The sequence below is a fragment of the Pseudarthrobacter raffinosi genome (assembly GCF_023913735.1).
Classification (GTDB): domain Bacteria; phylum Actinomycetota; class Actinomycetes; order Actinomycetales; family Micrococcaceae; genus Arthrobacter; species Arthrobacter raffinosi.
In genome coordinates, this window is the sequence record NZ_JAMXBH010000007.1 from 39080 (window position 1) to 57609 (window position 18530).

Below are 18530 nucleotides of genomic sequence, written 5' to 3' on the forward strand. Positions count from 1 at the left end.
GCACGGGTCTTAGACACTGTGACCACCTACCGATACACCCGCGATGATGCAGGAGAAGTATGTTTTCCAAGATTCTGGTGGCCAACCGCGGCGAAATCGCGATCAGGGCCTTCCGTGCCGGCTACGAGCTGGGCGCCAAGACCGTTGCTGTCTTCCCCAATGAGGACCGAAACTCGATCCACCGCCAGAAGGCCGATGAGGCATATCTGATCGGCGAAGAGGGGCACCCCGTCCGGGCTTACCTGGATGTTGCCGAAGTGGTCCGCGTCGCCAAGGAGTCCGGCGCCGACGCCATCTACCCCGGCTACGGCTTCCTTTCGGAAAACCCGGACCTGGCCCGCGCAGCACAGGAAGCGGGCATCACCTTTGTTGGCCCGCCGGCTGAGGTGCTTGAGCTGGCCGGCAACAAGGTGGCAGCGCTGAAGGCTGCCCGTGAGGCCGGTGTTCCGGTCCTGAAATCGAGTGAACCCTCGAAGGACATGGATGAGCTGATCGCTGCAGCCGACGAGATCGGTTTCCCCATCTTCGCCAAGGCAGTCGCCGGCGGCGGCGGACGTGGGATGCGCCGCGTCGACACGAGGGAAGCCCTTCCCGAGGCGCTGCAGGCCGCCATGCGCGAAGCCGATGCGGCATTCGGTGACCCCACCATGTTCCTGGAGCAGGCAGTGCTCCGCCCGCGCCACATCGAGGTGCAGATCCTGGCCGACGCCGAGGGTAACGTCATCCACCTCTTCGAACGTGACTGCTCCATCCAGCGCCGTCACCAAAAGGTCATTGAGATCGCTCCCGCGCCCAACCTGGACGAAGGCATCCGCCAGGCCCTTTACCGTGACGCGGTGAAGTTCGCCAAGGCCCTGAACTACGTCAACGCCGGAACCGTAGAGTTCCTGGTGGACACCGTCGGCGAACGCGCCGGGCAGCACGTCTTCATCGAAATGAACCCCCGCATTCAGGTGGAGCACACCGTCACTGAGGAAGTGACGGACGTTGACCTGGTGCAGGCACAACTGCGGATCGCTTCCGGCGAAACCCTCGCGGACCTGGGTCTCTCCCAGGAAACGGTCCAGCTCAAGGGCGCAGCGCTGCAGTGCCGCATCACCACCGAGGACCCTGCCAACGGGTTCAGGCCGGACGTCGGGAAGATCACCGGTTACCGTTCCGCCGGCGGCGCCGGTGTAAGGCTCGACGGCGGTACCGTCTACTCGGGGGCCGAAATCAGCCCGCACTTCGACTCCTTGCTGGTGAAGCTGAGCTGCCGCGGCCGCGACTACCCGGCCGCCGTGGCCCGCGCACGCCGGGCGCTCGCGGAGTTCCGCATCCGTGGCGTATCCACCAACATTTCCTTCCTCCAGGCCGTGCTCGACGATGCCGACTTCATTGCCGGGAACGTCGCCACGAACTTCATCGACGAGCGTCCCCAGCTGCTAAAGGCCAGGGTTTCCGCCGACCGCGGCACCAAGCTCCTGACCTGGCTGGCCGAGGTTACAGTCAACAAGCCCAACGGCGAGCTGACCGTGCACTCGGATCCGGCCGCCAAACTCCCGGCCGTTGGGGATCAGCAGGCGGCGCCGGGATCGCGCCAGCGCCTCCTGGAGCTTGGCCCCGAAGGCTTCGCCAAGGCCCTGCGTGCGCAGACCGCCGTGGCCGTCACCGACACCACGTTCCGCGATGCCCACCAGTCCCTGCTGGCAACCCGGGTGCGTACCCGCGACCTCGTGGCCGCCGGTCCCGCGGTCACCGCGCTGCTCCCGGAACTCCTGTCCGTTGAGGCCTGGGGCGGCGCCACCTACGATGTGGCACTGCGCTTCCTCGGCGAGGACCCCTGGGACCGCCTGGCCGCCCTGCGGAAGGCGCTGCCCAATGTCTGCCTGCAGATGCTGCTGCGCGGCCGGAACACGGTGGGCTACACGCCGTACCCGGAAGAGGTGACGGTGGCTTTCGTCAACGAGGCCGCCGCCACCGGTATCGACATTTTCCGCATCTTCGATGCCTTGAACGACGTCAACCAGATGGCACCCGCCATCCGCGCCGTCCGGGCCACGGGCACAGCAGTAGCCGAAGTCGCCCTGTGCTACACCGGCGACTTGCTGAACCCGGATGAGAAGCTCTACACGCTGGACTACTACCTGGAACTGGCGCAGCGGATTGTGGACGCCGGCGCCCACATCCTGGCCATCAAGGACATGGCCGGGCTGCTCCGCCCGGCAGCGGCCGCCAAGCTGGTGGCTGCACTGCGCGAACGCTTCGACCTCCCGGTCCACCTCCACACGCATGACACGGCAGGCGGCCAGCTGGCCACCCTGATGGCGGCAGTTGACGCCGGCGTGGACGCTGTTGACGTTGCCTCAGCCTCGCTGGCCGGGACCACCAGCCAGCCGTCCGCCTCCGCCCTTGTGGCGGCGCTGGCGCACACCCCGCGGGACACCGGCTTGAGCCTTGACGCAGTCAGCTCCCTTGAGCCGTACTGGGAAGCCGTGCGCCGCGTTTACGCGCCGTTCGAATCAGGCCTTCCGGGCCCCACCGGCCGTGTTTACCAGCACGAAATCCCGGGCGGCCAGTTGTCCAACCTGCGCCAGCAGGCCATCGCGCTGGGTCTGGGGGAGCGCTTCGAGGCGATCGAGGACATGTACACCGCGGCGGACCGGATTCTGGGCCGCCTGGTGAAGGTCACGCCGTCGTCCAAGGTGGTGGGCGACCTCGCCCTGCACCTCGTGGGCCTCAATGCAGATCCGGCGGACTTCAACGAAAACCCGCAGAACTACGACATCCCGGACTCCGTCATCGGTTTCCTGTCCGGCGAACTTGGCGACCCGCCCGGAGGATGGCCGGAACCTTTCCGTACCAAGGCGCTCCAGGGTCGCAGCATCAAGGTCCGCGACGTTGACCTCAGTCCCGAGGACAGCGCCGCGCTCCAGGGTGATTCCAAGACCCGCCAGAGCACGCTGAACCGCCTGCTCTTCGAAGGCCCCACCAAGGATTACCTCAAGAGCGTGGAAACGTACGGCAACATTTCCGTCCTCGACACCCGTGATTACCTTTACGGCCTGCAGCGCGGCGCCGAGCACGAGATCCAGCTGGAGAAGGGTGTCCGGCTGATCGCCTCGCTGGAAGCTGTTTCCGAGCCCGACGAAAAGGGCATGCGGACGGTCATGTGCACCCTGAACGGCCAGTCCCGCCCCGTTGTGGTCCGTGACCGCTCCGTGGTGAGCAACGTCAAGGCTGCCGAGAAGGCAGACCCGGCCCAGCCGGGCCACGTCGCCGCGCCGTTCGCCGGCGCCGTCACCGTGACCGTCAAGGCCGGCGACACGGTCAACGCCGGTGACACGGTGGCCACCATCGAAGCAATGAAGATGGAAGCCTCCATTACGACGCCGGTGGCAGGCAAAGTCTCGCGGCTCGCCATTTCAGCTGTAGAGCAGGTGCAGGGCGGGGACCTCCTCCTGGTCGTCGAGTAGACCCTACAAACAACGCGGGGTCACTTCCCGCCCATCCGAGTGCATCGGAGGGGCGGGAAGTGACCCCGCGTTGTTGTTTGCTTGGGACGGATATCCGCTAGCCGCGCGGCGCGCCGTACATTTCCTCGATGACTGTCTCGAAGTCCTTCATCACCTGGGCCCGCTTCACCTTCATGGACGGCGTCAGGTGGCCGGAAGCTTCCGTGAAGTCCGAAGCGACGATCCGGAATGACTTGATGGCTTCCGCCTGCGACACCGAGGCGTTGGCATGCGTGATCAGGTCCTGCACGGCTGCCTTGACCACCGGGTTCTCGACCGCTTCGTCGAGCGTGGTGGTGGCCGGCAGTCCGTGCCGCTGGAGCCAGCCCGGCAGGGCCTCCTGGTCCAGGGTCACCAGGGCGCCGATGAACGGCCGGTTGTCTCCCACCACCAGGACCTGGGAGACCAGAGCATCCGCCCGGATCTGGTCCTCCAGCAGGGCCGGAACCACGTTCTTACCGCCGGCCGTGACAATGATTTCCTTCTTGCGGCCGGTGATCCACAGGAAGCCGCTCTCGTCGAGCCGTCCGATGTCGCCGGTGCGGAACCAGTCATCGGCAAACGTATCCGCCATCAGGTCATCGCGCTTGTAGTAGCCGCGCATCACACAGACGCCCTTGGCCAGGATCTCGCCGTCTTCGGCGATCCTGACGGAGTTGCCCGGCAGGGGCTTCCCCACGGAACCGATCTTGATCAGGGCCGGCGTGTTGACGGAAATCGGGGCGGTGGTCTCGGTCAGGCCATACCCTTCAAGGATCTGCAGGCCGATGCCCTGGAAGAAGTGGCCCAGCCGTTCGCCGAGCGGACCGCCGCCGGACACAGCATGGGCCACGTTCCCGCCCATCGCAGCGCGCAGCTTGCCGTAAACGAGTTTGTCGAACACTGTGTGCTTGAGTTTCAGCCCCAGGCCAACGTGCCCGGCCTGGCGGGCTTTGGAGAACGCGATGGCGGTCTCCGTGGCCTTGTGGAAGATGGCACCCTTGCCGCCGTCCTCTGCCTTTGTCAGGGCCGAGTTGTACACCTTTTCGAAGACGCGCGGCACGGCCAGGATGAACGTGGGCTGATAGCTCTGCAGGTCAGCCAGCAGGTTCTTGATGTCGGGGGTGTGTGCCACGGTGGCCCCGGCGGCCACAGCCAGCACCGAAATGAACCGGGCAAAGACGTGCGCCAAAGGCAGGAACATGATGGTTTTTGCCTGTTCGTTGACCACGTCGCCAAGCAGTGCCAGGGCGTTGTCGGACAGCTCAACGAAGTTGCCGTGGGTCAGCTCGCAGCCCTTGGGCCGGCCGGTGGTGCCGGAGGTGTAGATCAGGGTGGCAACGTCACTGAGCCGCGCCGATGAGCGGCGGGCCTCAAGGTCGGCGTCGCTGACGTCCCGGCCGGCCTCACGGACGGCGTCCAGTCCGCCGCCTTCGAGCTGCCAGACGTGCTGGAGGGCGGTGAGGCCTTCCGAGGTGGCAGCCTGCCTGATGATGTCCTCGTGGTGGGCGGCCTCGCCGAAGGCGGCCACTGCACCGGAGTCACCGAGGTTCCAGGCAACCTGCGACGGCGATGAGGTCTCGTAGATGGGCACTGAGACGCCGCCGGCGAACCAGATGGCGAAGTCGATGAGGGCCCATTCGTAGCGTGTCCGGGACATGATGCCCACCCGGTCGCCGGCTCCCACGCCGCTGGCCATCAGGCCCTTCGCAAGGGCTGAGACGTCCGCCAGGAAGTCTGTGGCGGTGACGTCCCGCCAGGCGCCTGCGGAGTCCAGCCGCGAGAAGAGCGCCGGGTTGCTGGGCTTGGCTGCCTGCCGAAGCAAGAGATCGGTGATGTTGCTTTCCGGTGGGACAACAACCAGGGGCGGAACACTGAATTCGCGCACTATAGCTCCTTTGATATCCATAGACCCGCACAGGGTATGCCTAAAGACTAATACGCCCTGTAACTTGGCCGTGCAGAAACAAACCTACTGGCCAGTAACATATGAGTCAAAGAGGAGTGAGGGGGCCATGGGCCCGGCCTCCGGCGCTGCCCGCCCGGCGCGCCCTAGAATGAAGCACTATGTACGAAACGCCCCCCGGCGAGCCAGCCGCCCCGCCCCGACGTCCGGCTCCCTGGCGGCGGCGGCCGCTGGCATTGAGGGCCCGGCCGCGGCAGGTGGAATCGTTCCGCGAGCACCTGCGGCTCGGGCGCAAGGGGCTGGCAATCGGCATCGATATCGGCGGCACCAAAGTCGCCGCCGGCGTGGTGGACGCCGACGGAAGGATCCTGAGCGAGGCCCGGCGGTCCACACCCGGCAGCGACCCGCGTGCGGTAGAGCAGGTCATCGTAGAGCTCGTGGACGAACTCGGTGCCGGCCACAGGGTCTGGTCAGTAGGCATCGGTGCGGCCGGCTGGATGGATCTGGACGGCGGAACCGTGCTTTTCAGTCCGCACCTCGCCTGGCGCAACGAGCCGTTGCGCGCAAACCTGCAGCGCCTGCTGCGCCGGCCTGTGCTGCTGACGAACGACGCCGACGCCGCGGCCTGGGCGGAATGGCGCTTTGGTGCAGGGCAGGGCGAGGACCGGCTGGTATGCATCACCCTCGGTACCGGCATCGGCGGTGCCATGGTGATGGACGGGCGGGTGGAGCGCGGCCGGTTTGGTGTAGCCGGCGAATTCGGCCACCAGATCATCATGCCCGGCGGGCAGCGTTGCGAGTGCGGTAACCGGGGCTGCTGGGAGCAGTACGCCTCGGGCAACGCCCTCGGCCGGGAAGCGAGGATTCTGGCGCGGGCCAATTCGCCGGTTGCCCAGGAACTGCTGGCCACCGTCGGCGGTGACGCCGAGCAGATCACCGGGGCCATTGTCACTGATCTGGCACTCGCCGGTGACGCGGCCTGCCGCGAACTCCTGGATGAAGTGGGCGAGTGGCTGGGCCTGGGATTGGCGAACCTGGCGGCAGCATTGGATCCGGGACTGTTTGTGATCGGCGGGGGACTCTGCTCGGCAGGGGACCTGCTGGTGGAGCCCGCGCGCAAGGCGTTCGCCCGGAACCTAACGGGCCGTGGCTTCCGTCCGGCAGCCGGCATCGCGCTGGCAGCGCTCGGACCAAACGCGGGGCTCATCGGGGCGGCCGATCTGTCCCGCGTCAGTAGCCGCATGCGGTGAGGGACGCACCTTAGACGCGGGCGCCGTCGTCGTTCTCGTCCTTTTCCTGGGGCAGCTTCATGATCAGGTAAACCACGGCAAGGATGAACACTGCCACCATGCCCACGATCGCCAGCAGCGGCGCTGACCGCCAGAACATCACGGCCAGGAGCAAGGCAATGGGCGCACCAATTGCGCCGAGCCAGGCAAGCATGGTCAGGGGATCCGTGCCTGCAAGGCTTGGCGGTTCTTCGGGAACGAAGTCCCCGGCGTCGTCCTCCGCAGCGTAGTCACGCGGGCCGAAGGCGGCAGGGCCGCCCTGGCTGTCACCGCCGGTCCGCTCGCCGGCCTCGACCTGCCCGCCGTCACCGGCGCCCGGCGTCGCCGCCTGCCGTTCGGCTGCGGACAGTTCGGTGGGGGCTGTTCCGGCCAGACCCAGCGGATCAAAGTCGCGGAATGTCGCGGACCTGCCGGACCCGGCCACGGCCTCCGGGCCAGCCGGACCAGGAGTTTCAGGGACAATGCCCGTGGCGTCAGGGCCCGAGGAGGCGTCCGCTGTGCCGGTAGGGTTGGCAGGTTTCTCTTCGAGCCGGGCCACCAGGTCCAGCCACACAGCATCGTCCTGGTTTGCGCTCTGGTCCGGCGATCCGGAGTCGGGCCTATTCATGGGCAGTGCCCTCCTGGACCTGGGCTGCTGCCGTGCCGGCAACCACCGCGCGGATGAAGTCGGCGGAGCCCTGGAAGATGTCCTCGGCGTCGTTATCCAGTGTTGCCACGTGGTAGCTGTTCTCCAGAGTGGTCAGTGTCAGTGGAGCGTTGGTCAGGCCGCGGCGCAGGGCTGCCACACTCGTGTCAGAGACAACGTGGTCCACGGTGGACCGGAAGACCCGTACGGGTGCGGTGATGCGGGGGAGCAGCCGGATGGTGTCCTTGAACATCTTGTTCAGCTCGTGGGCCGCGGCTACGGGCGTTCGCGGGTAGGCGCCCTCGTCCATCCCGGGCTTGAGGATGTCGTTGGCAATGGCCGGGGTGCTCTTCAGGACCAGTTTCAGGATGCCCGCCAGTGGAGCGCGTGGATCATCAATCACCAGTCCGGGGTTCACCACGATCACCCCCGCCACGGGCCGGGTGGCGGCAATTCTCAGGGCCAGGGTACCGCCCATGCTCAGCCCGGCGACGAAGACGTGGTCGCAGTGGGAGTCCAGCTCCAGGTAGGCGTCGTCCAGGGCGTCGTGCCATTGCGGCCAGCGCGTGCGGGCAAGGTCCTGCCAACGGCTGCCGTGCCCGGGCAGCAGCGGCATGCGTACCGCGAAGCCGGCGTCGGCAAGCGACTGGGCCCACGCGCGCAGCCCGTGCGGACTGCCCGTGAATCCGTGTGAGAGGACCACCCCGATCCGGGCTCCTTCGCCGTTGAAGGTGCTGCTGAAAGGGCTGTGGTCCGGTACGCCGGTCATGTAGTCTCCGAGGTGGTGTGAGGTGTGGCCGCGGTTCGGGCTGACGGTGCAGTGCTGGGTGCATGGGCAAGGAAGAAGGCGCTGGAACGGGCAAAAATCTCGGGCGCATCAACATCCAGGGTGGCCACGTGACCGCTGTTGTGCAGGTCCACTACCTCCACCAGCCGTGAGCCCAAACGCTGCCGCAACATCAGTAGTGAGGTGGCCGGCACCACGACGTCCGACTGGGACTTGAATACCTGCACCGGGGCGGTGACCTGGTGCAGCCCGCGGGTGGCTGTGCCGAAAAGCTTCTTGAGCTCGTGCACGGCTGCCAACGGAGTCCGTGAGTAGTCGCCGTCATTGGTGACGTCCGCCGTCGGCTGTTCCTCCTGAATGGGCAGTGTGGTGCGCTGGAAGTACTTGAGAACTCCGATGACCCGCACGCGGCGGTCGTAGAAGCTGAGGCCGGGATTCACCAAAGAGACGCCAGCCACGGGATGCCTGGCGGCAGTCAGCAGCGCAATGGCGCCGCCCATCGAGAGGCCGGCCACAAAACACTGCTCTGTCTGAGCGCTCAGCTGCAGGTACGCCGATTCGAAAGTCCCGTACCAGTCACGCCAGTTCGAGCGGGCGAGCTGCCGCCAATCCGAACCATGGCCGGGCAGGAGCGGCACCGACACGGCGAATCCTTGGGCGGCGAGGTTCTCTGCCCAGGGCAGGACGCTGAGCGGGCTGCCGGTAAAGCCATGGCAGATGGCAATCCCGGTAGTGGCATTGGGTCCGTGGCCGGGGTAGCTGAAAGCGGCAGGCCGGGGCATGATGCTGCTTTCTGTCATAACACCATCGTGTCATTGTTCTCGACAAATCTCACTAGAGTAGGGTTGCACTGGAGTGCCCGCCCGGCCCGACGAAGGGCCGGCCGGCCGGCTTCCGGAGAGGTTCGTCACGTGTTCTATTGGGTCATGAAGAGGATCTTCCTGGGGCCGGTGCTGCGGCTTCTTTTCCGCCCCTGGGTCAAGGGCCTGGACAATGTTCCGGCGCAGGGCGCGGCAATTATCGCCTCAAACCACCTGTCTTTCTCCGACTCCATCTTTATGCCCCTGATGGTCCGCAGGCCGGTTGTTTTCCTGGCCAAGTCCGAGTACTTCACCGGCACCGGCATCAAAGGAAGGCTGACGGCCATGTTCTTCAGGCTCACCAACCAGCTGCCCATGGACAGGTCCGGGGGCGCGGCATCGGCTGTTTCGCTCAACGCCGGCATGGATGTCCTGACAAGCGGGGGACTGCTGGGCATCTACCCTGAAGGGACCCGCAGCCCCGACGCTCGCCTCTACCGGGGCAAAGTGGGCGTCGCCAGGCTGGCCCTGCAGGCTGGTGTGCCCGTGATTCCCGTGGCCATGATTGGCACGGACAAGGTTCAGCCCATCGGCAAGCGGATGCCGAACATCCGGCGCATCGGCATGATTTTCGGTGCGCCGTTGGATTTCAGCCAGTACGCAGACCAGGCGGAGGACCGGCTGGTCCAGCGCAAGGTCACCGACGAAATCATGTTCGAGCTGATGCGGCTCTCCGGCCAGGAGTACGTGGACGAGTACGCTGCCGTGGTGAAGCTCCGCCTTACGGGCGCAGCAGCCACCGAGGCTGGGGACGCCACCGCGAAACGCGCCGACCCTGACGGCGGGGCTGAGGGCACTGATGCCGAGGGTAAGGACCCGGCAGGCTGACTGTGACGCCGCTCTCTGTACGCGTGACGGTCAGGTGTCCTGAAGCCAGCCGCGCACATTAGTCTTAGATAGTGACTGAGCTATCTGCAAAACCTGCCTTTTCGCTGTCCAGCACCGCCCAGAGCGGAGCAGCCAATTATCCTGGCCTCGATGATTGGCGTGACCTTCCCGTTTCCCAGCAGCCCAGCTGGCAGGACAAGGACGTTTTCGACGCGTCTGTCGGGGAGCTTTCCGTGCTCCCGCCGCTGGTATTCGCCGGCGAAGTGGACGTTCTCCGGGAACGGCTGGCGGCTGCGGCGGAGGGCAAAGCCTTCCTGCTGCAAGGTGGCGACTGTGCTGAGACCTTTGAAGCGGCAACAGCGGATAAAATCAGCGCCCGGGTCAAGACCATCCTCCAGATGGCAGTGGTGCTCACCTATGGCGCAGCGATGCCAGTCATCAAGATGGGCCGGATGGCCGGCCAGTTCGCCAAGCCCCGCTCTTCCAACGACGAGACCCGCGACGGCGTGACCCTCCCGGCGTACCGCGGCGACATCGTCAACGGCTACGAGTTCACCCCCGAGTCCCGTGGCCATGACGCCGCCCGGATGCTCAAGGCCTACCACACGTCCGCCTCCACCCTGAACCTCATCAGGGCCTTCACGCAGGGCGGCTTCGCGGACCTGCGCTCCGTGCACCAGTGGAACAAGGGTTTCACCGAGAACCCGGCGCACGCCCGTTACGAATCCCTGGCCCGTGACATCGACCGCGCCATCAAGTTCATGGCGTCCTGCGGGGCTGATTTCGAAGCACTCAAGCGGGTGGAATTCTTCGCCAGCCACGAGGCCCTGCTGCTGGACTACGAGCGCGCACTGACCCGCATTGATTCGCGGACCGGTTTCCCGTATGACACGTCGGCGCATTTCCTGTGGATCGGGGAGCGTACGCGCGAGCTTGACCACGCGCACGTTGACTTCCTCTCACGCGTCCGGAACCCCATTGGCGTGAAGCTGGGCCCGTCGACAACCGGCGACGACGCCCTCCGCCTCATCGACAAGCTGGACCCCGAGCGGGAGCCGGGCAGGCTGACGTTCATCACGCGTATGGGCGCGGGCAATATCCGCGAGAAGCTTCCCGCCATTGTGGAGAAGGTGACCGCCTCCGGCGCCAAGGTTCTCTGGGTCACCGATCCGATGCACGGCAACACCGTCACCTCGCCCAACGGCTACAAGACCCGGAACTTCGACGACGTCATTGACGAAGTACGCGGGTTCTTCGAAGTCCACCATGCTTTGGGCACGGTTCCCGGTGGCCTCCACGTGGAGATGACCGGCGACGACGTCGCCGAATGCCTGGGCGGTGCCGATCCGGTGGACCAGGAAGCGTTCCTCGACAAGTACGAGTCGGTCTGCGATCCGCGCCTGAACCACATGCAGTCCCTGGAAATGGCGTTCCTGGTGGCCGGAGCACTGGCCAAGCACTGACCGCTCGACGCGGAGTCGGACTTCCGCGGTGGTGTGGCCGGCAGTCCGCCGGCTACACCACTGTCAGGGTAACTACGGAGCCTTCAGGCACCCTCTTCTTCACCGGGTCCTGATCCCGTACCGTGCCGAAGAAGCCGCCGAGGATATTGTTCACCCGTACCTCGAAGCCCAGCGCACGCAGCGCGTCTTCGGCTTCCTTGGCTTGTTTCCCGATGAAACTGGGGACTTCAACGAGCTTGGGTCCGTCTGAAATGGTCAGCGTCACCGTGCCGCCCTTGGTCAGGGTGCCGGTCGCAGGCGACTGCGCGGCAACCGACCCCTTGGGCACGTGCCTGTCGTTGACTTTGTCCTTCGCGACATCGGCCTTGAGCCCGGCCGACTCGATGGTTTCGACGGCGGCGTCCTCCTCCAGCCCGACGACTGACGGAACGGGGATCGGCTGCGGACCCTTGGAGACGGACAGGGCTACCGGAGTGCCATGGCGCGCTGGGGTTCCTGCGGCGGGATCCTGGGCCAACACAACGCCGGCGGCAACGGCGTCATCAAATTTTTCACTAACTGTACCTAGCGCCATTTCGGCCTGGTTCAGTGCATTTTTCGCATCGTCAAGTGTTCCGCCGGTCAGTTTCGGGAGTTCGAACAGTTGCGGCCCCTTGGAAACAAACAGGGACACGAGCTGGAACTTCCTGGTCTCTGTGCCGGCAGTCGGGTCGGAGCCCACAACGAGGCCGGACGGAACGTCGTCGTCAAAGACATCGTTGGTACGCGACTGGAACCCCGCCTCGCTCAGCAGTTGCTGGGCCTGGGCCACTGACTTGTTGGCGACCGCCGGAATGGTGCCCGGCGACCCGGGGCCCATGCCGAAGAACCAGCCGGCTCCTGTGGCAAGCAACGCGATGATGACCAGGACCACCACCCAGAGGGCGCCGCGGCGCCGCGGGTTCCCCTCCCGCAGACTCCGGACCGGGGTCGCCGCAGCCCTGGACCTTGCCTTCTCGTCCTCCCTGTCGAGCTTGCGGCGGGCGCGTTTGCTGAGGGGGATCGCTGCCGGGACGGCGTCTTGAGCATCTGGCCTGTAGTGCGCTTCCGGCCGGAACTGTTCGCCTGGCCGGTAGTCGGCGTCGGGCGGATACAGGGCATGCGGAGCGTGCGGTGGGTGCTGTGGCTGCGGCCGGGAGAAGGACGACATCACGGCGGTGGGGTTGTTGGTGCGGGCGATGATCTCGGTCTGGTTCTGCTGGCCTTCTTGGGTCGCGGCAGGCGGCCTGAGGTCCAGTTCGGCATCCGTGAGGTTGGTCCGGATGTGGCGGAGTTCCTGCAGCAGGGCGTTGCCGTCCACCGGGCGGTTCTCGGGATCGTTTGCGGTGCACCACTGGACGAGTTCATCCACCTCTGCGGCGAGGCCAGGCACTAAGGCCGACGGCGGACCGACCGTTTCATTCACGTGCTTGTACGCAACCTGGATGGGGACCTCGCCGTCGTACGGCTGCTGGCCGGTCAGCATCTCATAGAGCATGATGCCCACCGAATAGATATCACTCCGGGTGTCAGCCTGCTTTCCCAGCACAAGCTCGGGGGAGAGATAACCCACCGTACCGATCAGCGTCCCGGTACTCGTTGACGTCGTTACTGCCCGGGCCAGTCCAAAGTCGCCGATCTTGATCCGGCCGTCGTCCGCGATCAGGACGTTCTCCGGTTTCACATCCCGGTGGATCAGCCCCGCGGCATGGGCCGCGCCGAGTCCCTGCACTACCGGATCAATCAGGGCAAGGGCCAGGCGGGGAGGCAGCGCACCTTTGGATCTGATGACGTCGCGGAGGGTGTGACCCTTGATGTGTTCCATGACCAGATAAGCCGTCTGGCCGTCGTTACCCTGGTCCAGGACTCCCACCACATGGGCGTGGGACAGCTTCGCGGCGGCTTTCGCCTCGCGGCCCAGCCGGTCCAGAAACGTCTCGTCGGTGGCGAGGTGGGGATGAAGGACCTTCAGGGCAACATCGCGTTCCAGCCGAAGGTCCGTTGCCAGATATACAGTGGACATGCCGCCGCGCGCGAGTTTGGAGCGGACGGCGTAGCGGTTGTCCACCAGCGTTCCAACGAGACGGTCTGACACTTGTTCCTGCACCCTACGATCCTAATCCCGCATGGAAAAGGGTCCGAACCGACGTGCGGTCCGGACCCTTATCGTTACCCCGTTGGGCCGGCTTCAGCAAGCCCGGGGAACCATGGCCCGGTGGCTCTTTAGCCGAAGTTCTTCTGGTGCGCCTTGATGGCAGCTACGTAGGCTTTGGTGTCGTCGTACATGCCGTATTTGCTGACAGAGTACTGGCCCTGGTAGTACCCCGCAATTGCTGTGTCGAGGTCCTTGCTGGTGGCGATAAGCCGCTTGATGATCGCCACGCCGGCCGTCGCGTTGTCGTAGGGGTCCAGCAGGTTCAGCTTCCGCCCTACGAGGTCTGAGGCCCACTGCCCGGAGGACGGGATGACCTGCATGGTGCCGATCGCGTTGGCAGGTGACACCGCACGCTGGTTAAAGCCGGACTCCTGGTGCGCGAAGGCGAGGGCCAGGGTGGGGTCCACTCCCATCTGGCGTGCTGTGTCGGCCACAATTGCGCGCATCTCGGCCCGGGACGGTACGGGAGAGGCGTTCAGCAAGGCCTTGTTCTCATTGGCGGAGCTCACAACGGCAGCGGGGTAGGTGAAACCCAGGAAGGAGCTCGGCACCAGCGGGGCGGGGGGTGCCGCCGGGGTGGAGGAAGCGGGTTGAAGGGAGGCGCCGGGAATGACCAGCTTGTTGCCGGGGTAGATGACAGTGGTCATGCTCAGCTGGTTGGCCGCGAGAATGTCCGAGAGCTTGACGCCGTGCCGGGAGGCGATCGCTGACAGGGTGTCCCCGGCCTTGATCGTGTATGAACTGCCGGGAGCGGGCGCAGCAGGAGCTGGTGCGGGAGCCGGCGCAGCAGGAGCGGGAGCGGGCGCTGCGGGAGCGGAAGTAGGCTGCACGGCCGAAGCCGGTGCAGCCGGGGCTGCGGGAGCACCTGCGCCGACTTTGATCTTCTGGCCGGGGTAGATGATGGAGCGCATGTTCAGGCCGTTCCAGCTGAAAACGTCCGACAGGCTGACCTTGTGCCGGGCCGCGATGGCGCCGAGCGTATCGCCGGACTTTACGGTGTAGCTGCCTCCGGCATTGGCCGGAGCGGCCGCGGCAGGGGCCGCAGGAGCCGGGGCGGGGGCGGAACCCGTGCCAGACAGCTTGATCTTCTGGCCGGGGTAGATGATTGTGTTCGGCTGGAGGTTGTTGAGCTTAAGGACCTCGTACGTTTCCAGCCCGAATTTGCCGGCGATTCCGCTGATGGTGTCGCCCCGGGCAATGGTGTATTCCGCGGGAGCCGCCGGCTGCATGGGCTGGAAGGCAGCCGGAATAGTCGTGGAAACCGAGGCCGCCGGGATCAGGGCAGCCTTAGGTTCGGCTGCCTGGGCCTTCATCGCGGCGGCAAGGGTTGCCGGGATAGCACGGGCAGGGGCCTCTGCGGCAGCAGGCTGGGCGAGGGCCAACGACGACAGGACAACCGCAGGAAGCGCTGCTGTGGTGACAGCAATCATGGGCAGGCTCTGCCTGGAGGGCTGCTTTGGCGAGCGGGACGTCGTCATGGAAAGAATCCTCTTCTTCAACTGCCGGGGGCGGGAGATGCGATGTGACTATTGATACTAGTGTTACTTAAGTTATTGATGTTTCAAATGTGATCTATGTGAATCTCTCACGAAAGTTCGCCTAGCACAAGAATTCCGCCCCACGCAGAATAAAGAGTTTTATGGAGTGTCGCGTGATTCGCGGCAGTGGCGGCCAATCCCGACTAGGCGGCAGGGCTCCGGCCGTGGCAACCTTGAACCGTGAGTAACGTAGAAAGCCTTGTGGGCGAGTGGCTGCCCCTGCCGGATGTCGCGCAGTTGTTGGACGTTTCGATTACGAGAGTCCATGGCCTTATTGATGAACGGGCTTTGGCGGCCCTGCGGGTCGGGGAGCGCCGGATACGTTCAGTTCCGGCCGCGTTTATCCTGGACGGCCAGGTTGTCGACAGCCTCAAAGGGACCATTGTGGTCCTGGCGGACGCCGGCTATTCCGACGAGGATCTCATCGTCTGGCTGTTTACCCCCGACGAGTCGCTCCGCGGCCGGCCGATTGATGCATTGCGGGAAGGCCGCAAGACGGAAATCAGGCGCCGGGCCCAGACCCTGGCCTGGTAAGCAGCACAAAGGGCCCGGACGACGCCGGGCCCGCGGACGTGCCCAAGACGGGCGCCAGCGTCAGGATGCGCGGCTGACCGTCGCTTCCGCCAGCTTCCGCAGGGCAGTCTTGGGCAGTTCTTCCAGCGGCAGCTGTTCCAGTGCGTCATACGCCGCGGCGCCAAATTCGTTGATCAGCACTTCAGTGGCCTGAAGGGCCCCCGACTCTTCGATGATCCGGCGGATCTCGGCCACATCGGCGTCACCCAGGTCAGGGCTGCCCAGCTTCGCATCGATAAACGCCGATTCTGCGGTTGATGCCTGGCCCAGCGCGAGGGCAATGAGTACGGTCCGTTTGCCTTCGCGGAGATCGTCACCTGCCGGCTTGCCCGTGGTGACAGGGTCCCCAAAGACGCCCAGGACGTCGTCGCGCAGTTGGAACGCCTCGCCCAGCGGCAACGCGAAGGCCGAGTAGCCCCGGAGCAACTCGTCCGGAGCGTCCGCCAAGGCGCCGCCAAGCGCCAGCGGGTGCTCAGTGGAATATTTGGCGGACTTGAACCTGATGATGGACTGTGCCCGTGTCACTGCTCCGGCCCGGTCCCGGACAGGACCGGCCACTTCCTCCAGGATGTCAAGATACTGCCCCGCCATCACCTCGGCACGCATGAGGTTGAAGATCAGCCGTGCCCTGCTGCCGGCAGCCGCCTGTGCGCCGATGTCCGTGAAGGCCTCCTCGCTGAACGAGAGGCAAAGATCCCCGGTGAGGATCGCGGCTGCCTGCCCAAACCGCTCGCTGTCCAGGGCCCAGCCCTGCGCGTGGTGCAGCTGGCTGAAGCGGCGATGCACGCTGGGGCCGCCCCGCCGCGTGTCCGAGCGGTCAATGATGTCGTCATGGATCAGGGCAGCTGCCTGGAAGAGCTCCAGGGCCGATCCCGCCGTCACGATTTCCTGGGCCGCCGGCTCGCCGCCCGCGCCGCGCCATCCCCAGTAGCACATCAGCGCACGGAGCCTTTTGCCGCCGGTCACCAGGTTGGAAATGGAACCCATGATGGGATCGATATCGGGTGATATGGCGGCCATCAGGGATTGCCGCGTGGTGAGGAAGTCTGTCAGCTCACCGGCAACGGCGGCGACGAATGCAGTCTGCTCAATCCTTAGCTGCTCTGAAACGCTCACTTGGCTGACTCAGCAGCCACGTTGGCGCCGATGGTGAACGTGGAAACACCGGCCGCTTCGACGGCGGCGATGTTGACCGTCTCGGAGTCGTTCCGGACGAAGTCCTTGGAAGCAACGGCGCCCACTGCGTCGCCGGGGACGGCTTTGAATCCCTGCGCCTCCAGGTGCTTTGTGTAGAAATCCACGACGGCGGCAGTCGGGGCATTGATGCTTGCCACGAGTGCCGCGGTGGCGGGCGTTGAGGTCTTGTCAAAGCTGCTCGAAATCACCGTGGCGCCGGGCATCAGGGGAAGCAGCGTTTCCGGGAACCCTGCGACGATTGTCCCAACAGTGGCGGAAGTTCCCGGCGACGCCGTCGGACTGGCGGAGGCGGTGATGCTGGCGCCGTCCGACGCTGGTGAGGAGGTAACTGGGGAGGATGATGTCACTCCGGGCTCCGCGGGGCTGCAGGCAGCGAGGGCCAGTATTGCGCCCGCGGCCAGTGCCGCTAATCCTGTTGGCTTAAGACTTCTCATGACGGTCACAGGGACTGTCCTCCTGGTGTTGATGCCGGATTCAGCCTCCAGTTTAGTCAGTACCAACCGATACAATTGCCGGTGTGGGGCCTGAGCGGAACAACCAGTACACCGAAGCGGGTCTTCGTGAGCTCCGGCGTAACTGCATCATGCACGTGGACATGGACGCCTTCTTCGTCTCCGTGGAGCTTCGCACGCGGCCGGAACTCCGCGGCAAACCGGTGATCGTTGGATTTCCCGCGGACCGCTCAGTGGTCCTCTCGGCGTCGTATGAAGCACGCGCGTTCGGGGTGAAGTCGGCCATGCCCATGGTGGTCGCCGCCAGGATGTGCCCCAAAGCGGTCATCATTGAACCGCGCCACAAGCTGTACTACGAGGTTTCCGCCCAGCTGATGGAAATCTTCGAGTCCATCACCGATCTCGTGGAACCGCTGAGTGTGGACGAAGCCTTCCTGGACGTCGGCGGCGCCATCCGCCGGTTGGGACCCCCGCGCGTCATCGGTGAATTGATCCGGCGCCGGGTGGCTGCCGAACTGGGCATTACGGCCTCCGTGGGCATTGCAGCCAGTAAGTTCGTGGCCAAGATTGCTTCCACGCGTTGCAAGCCGGACGGGCTGTTGTTGATTGGACCCGACGAGACAGTGCCCTACCTCCACAGCCTGCCCGTCGGGGCCTTGTGGGGAATCGGCGCGAAGACGACGGACGTCCTTGCCCGGATGGGCATCCGGACGGTGGCGGACGTGGCAGCCACGCCGGTGTCCTCCCTTAGGAAAATGCTGGGTGCCACCGGTGAGCACGTGTACCGGTTGTCGTGGGGGATCGATCCGCGGCCTGTGACCCCCGTGAGGCTCGAGAAGAGCATCGGGGCTGAGGAGACGTTCGCCGTGGACACGGGCGATGACGGGCTGATCGCCCGGGAATTGCTGCGGCTTTCCCACCGGACGGCAGGACGGCTGCGGAGTTCGGGGATGGTGGCACGGACGGTGGCGTTGAAACTCCGCTACGCCGACTTTTCCACCATCACCAGGAGCCGCACTGTGCACACACCCCTGGACAGCGCCCAGCTGATTTACGCCGTGGCCATCCAGCTCCTGGAATCATTGGGGAGCCGTCCCATGACCGTGCGGCTTGTTGGCATCCGGGCCGAGCAGCTCGAAGACACCGCCAACACGTCCCTTCAGCTGAGCCTTGACCGCCGGGATGACAACTGGCGGGCAGCAGAACAGGCCCTGGACGAGGTCAGCCGGAAGTTCGGAAACAAATCGATTCTCCCCGCCAGCCTGCTGGATTCGGGAAACGGGTCTTAGCCTGGCGCCGGCACCATGCGTGCGTGTTTCGGGAAGGTGATGGCCGTCTTTCAGAACGGCCCCCGACAAACTATCCT

The 18530-nt window shown here is 65.3% G+C and carries 14 protein-coding genes; 6 read left to right on the forward strand and 8 right to left on the reverse strand.

Features of this window, described 5'->3' with window-relative positions; translation table 11 throughout:
• Positions 1-59 precede the first annotated feature (59 nt).
• Positions 60-3455 carry a pyruvate carboxylase gene (locus NG698_RS07800; protein ID WP_252609124.1) on the forward strand — a complete coding sequence of 1132 codons (3396 nt, stop codon included), beginning with the start codon at positions 60-62 and terminating at the stop codon, positions 3453-3455.
• A gap of 97 nt (positions 3456-3552) precedes the next feature.
• Here NG698_RS07800 and NG698_RS07805 read toward each other — a convergent pair whose 3' ends face one another.
• The gene (locus NG698_RS07805) at positions 3553-5361 is read right to left on the reverse strand and encodes an AMP-dependent synthetase/ligase (RefSeq protein ID WP_252600721.1); all 1809 of its coding nucleotides are present in this window, start codon (positions 5359-5361) and stop codon (positions 3553-3555) included.
• Positions 5362-5540: 179 nt separating this feature from the next.
• On the opposite strand from NG698_RS07805, the gene NG698_RS07810 reads away from it, so the two are divergent.
• On the forward strand, positions 5541-6629 hold the full coding sequence (locus NG698_RS07810; protein WP_252600722.1) for an ROK family glucokinase: 1089 nt from the start codon (positions 5541-5543) through the stop codon (positions 6627-6629).
• Positions 6630-6639: 10 nt separating this feature from the next.
• On the opposite strand, the gene NG698_RS07815 is transcribed toward NG698_RS07810, so the two are convergent.
• Genes NG698_RS07815 through NG698_RS07825 form a run of 3 tightly spaced genes read right to left on the reverse strand, consistent with a single transcriptional unit; the run spans position 6640 to position 8880 of the window.
• Complete coding sequence (locus NG698_RS07815) at positions 6640-7275, reverse strand: hypothetical protein (protein WP_252600723.1); 636 nt, start codon at positions 7273-7275, stop codon at positions 6640-6642.
• A complete protein-coding gene (locus NG698_RS07820; RefSeq protein WP_252600724.1) occupies positions 7268-8062 on the reverse strand; it encodes an alpha/beta hydrolase in 795 nt (264 codons plus the stop codon). Before NG698_RS07820 ends, NG698_RS07815 begins: the two co-directional genes overlap by 8 nt.
• Positions 8059-8880 (reverse strand): alpha/beta hydrolase, encoded by an 822-nt coding sequence (locus tag NG698_RS07825; RefSeq protein WP_252609125.1) that lies wholly within the window; start codon positions 8878-8880, stop codon positions 8059-8061. Before NG698_RS07825 ends, NG698_RS07820 begins: the two co-directional genes overlap by 4 nt.
• Before the next feature lie 111 nt (positions 8881-8991).
• On the opposite strand from NG698_RS07825, the gene NG698_RS07830 reads away from it, so the two are divergent.
• Together NG698_RS07830 and NG698_RS07835 are read left to right on the forward strand one after the other, a co-directional pair.
• Positions 8992-9768 carry a lysophospholipid acyltransferase family protein gene (locus NG698_RS07830; protein WP_252600726.1) on the forward strand — a complete coding sequence of 259 codons (777 nt, stop codon included), beginning with the start codon at positions 8992-8994 and terminating at the stop codon, positions 9766-9768.
• A gap of 71 nt (positions 9769-9839) precedes the next feature.
• On the forward strand, positions 9840-11231 hold the full coding sequence (locus NG698_RS07835) for a class II 3-deoxy-7-phosphoheptulonate synthase (RefSeq protein WP_181037301.1): 1392 nt from the start codon (positions 9840-9842) through the stop codon (positions 11229-11231).
• 52 nt (positions 11232-11283) lie between these two features.
• Here the strand turns inward: NG698_RS07835 and pknB are convergent, their stop codons facing one another.
• Entirely contained in the window at positions 11284-13356 is a 2073-nt protein-coding gene (gene pknB, locus NG698_RS07840; RefSeq protein WP_252609126.1) for a Stk1 family PASTA domain-containing Ser/Thr kinase, read from the reverse strand.
• Between the two features lie 116 nt (positions 13357-13472).
• A complete protein-coding gene (locus tag NG698_RS07845; protein ID WP_252609127.1) occupies positions 13473-14882 on the reverse strand; it encodes a lytic transglycosylase domain-containing protein in 1410 nt (469 codons plus the stop codon).
• Positions 14883-15122: 240 nt separating this feature from the next.
• On the opposite strand from NG698_RS07845, the gene NG698_RS07850 reads away from it, so the two are divergent.
• The gene (locus NG698_RS07850) at positions 15123-15476 is read left to right on the forward strand and encodes an Rv2175c family DNA-binding protein (protein ID WP_058929391.1); all 354 of its coding nucleotides are present in this window, start codon (positions 15123-15125) and stop codon (positions 15474-15476) included.
• A gap of 60 nt (positions 15477-15536) precedes the next feature.
• Here the strand turns inward: NG698_RS07850 and NG698_RS07855 are convergent, their stop codons facing one another.
• Complete coding sequence (locus NG698_RS07855) at positions 15537-16631, reverse strand: polyprenyl synthetase family protein (protein WP_252600729.1); 1095 nt, start codon at positions 16629-16631, stop codon at positions 15537-15539.
• The gene (locus tag NG698_RS07860) at positions 16628-17155 is read right to left on the reverse strand and encodes a hypothetical protein (RefSeq protein WP_252600730.1); all 528 of its coding nucleotides are present in this window, start codon (positions 17153-17155) and stop codon (positions 16628-16630) included. Before NG698_RS07860 ends, NG698_RS07855 begins: the two co-directional genes overlap by 4 nt.
• 140 nt (positions 17156-17295) lie before the next feature.
• On the opposite strand from NG698_RS07860, the gene dinB reads away from it, so the two are divergent.
• Positions 17296-18453, forward strand: coding sequence for a DNA polymerase IV (gene dinB, locus NG698_RS07865; RefSeq protein ID WP_256470901.1), 1158 nt, complete (start codon positions 17296-17298; stop codon positions 18451-18453).
• The last annotated feature ends 77 nt before the right edge of the window (positions 18454-18530 follow it).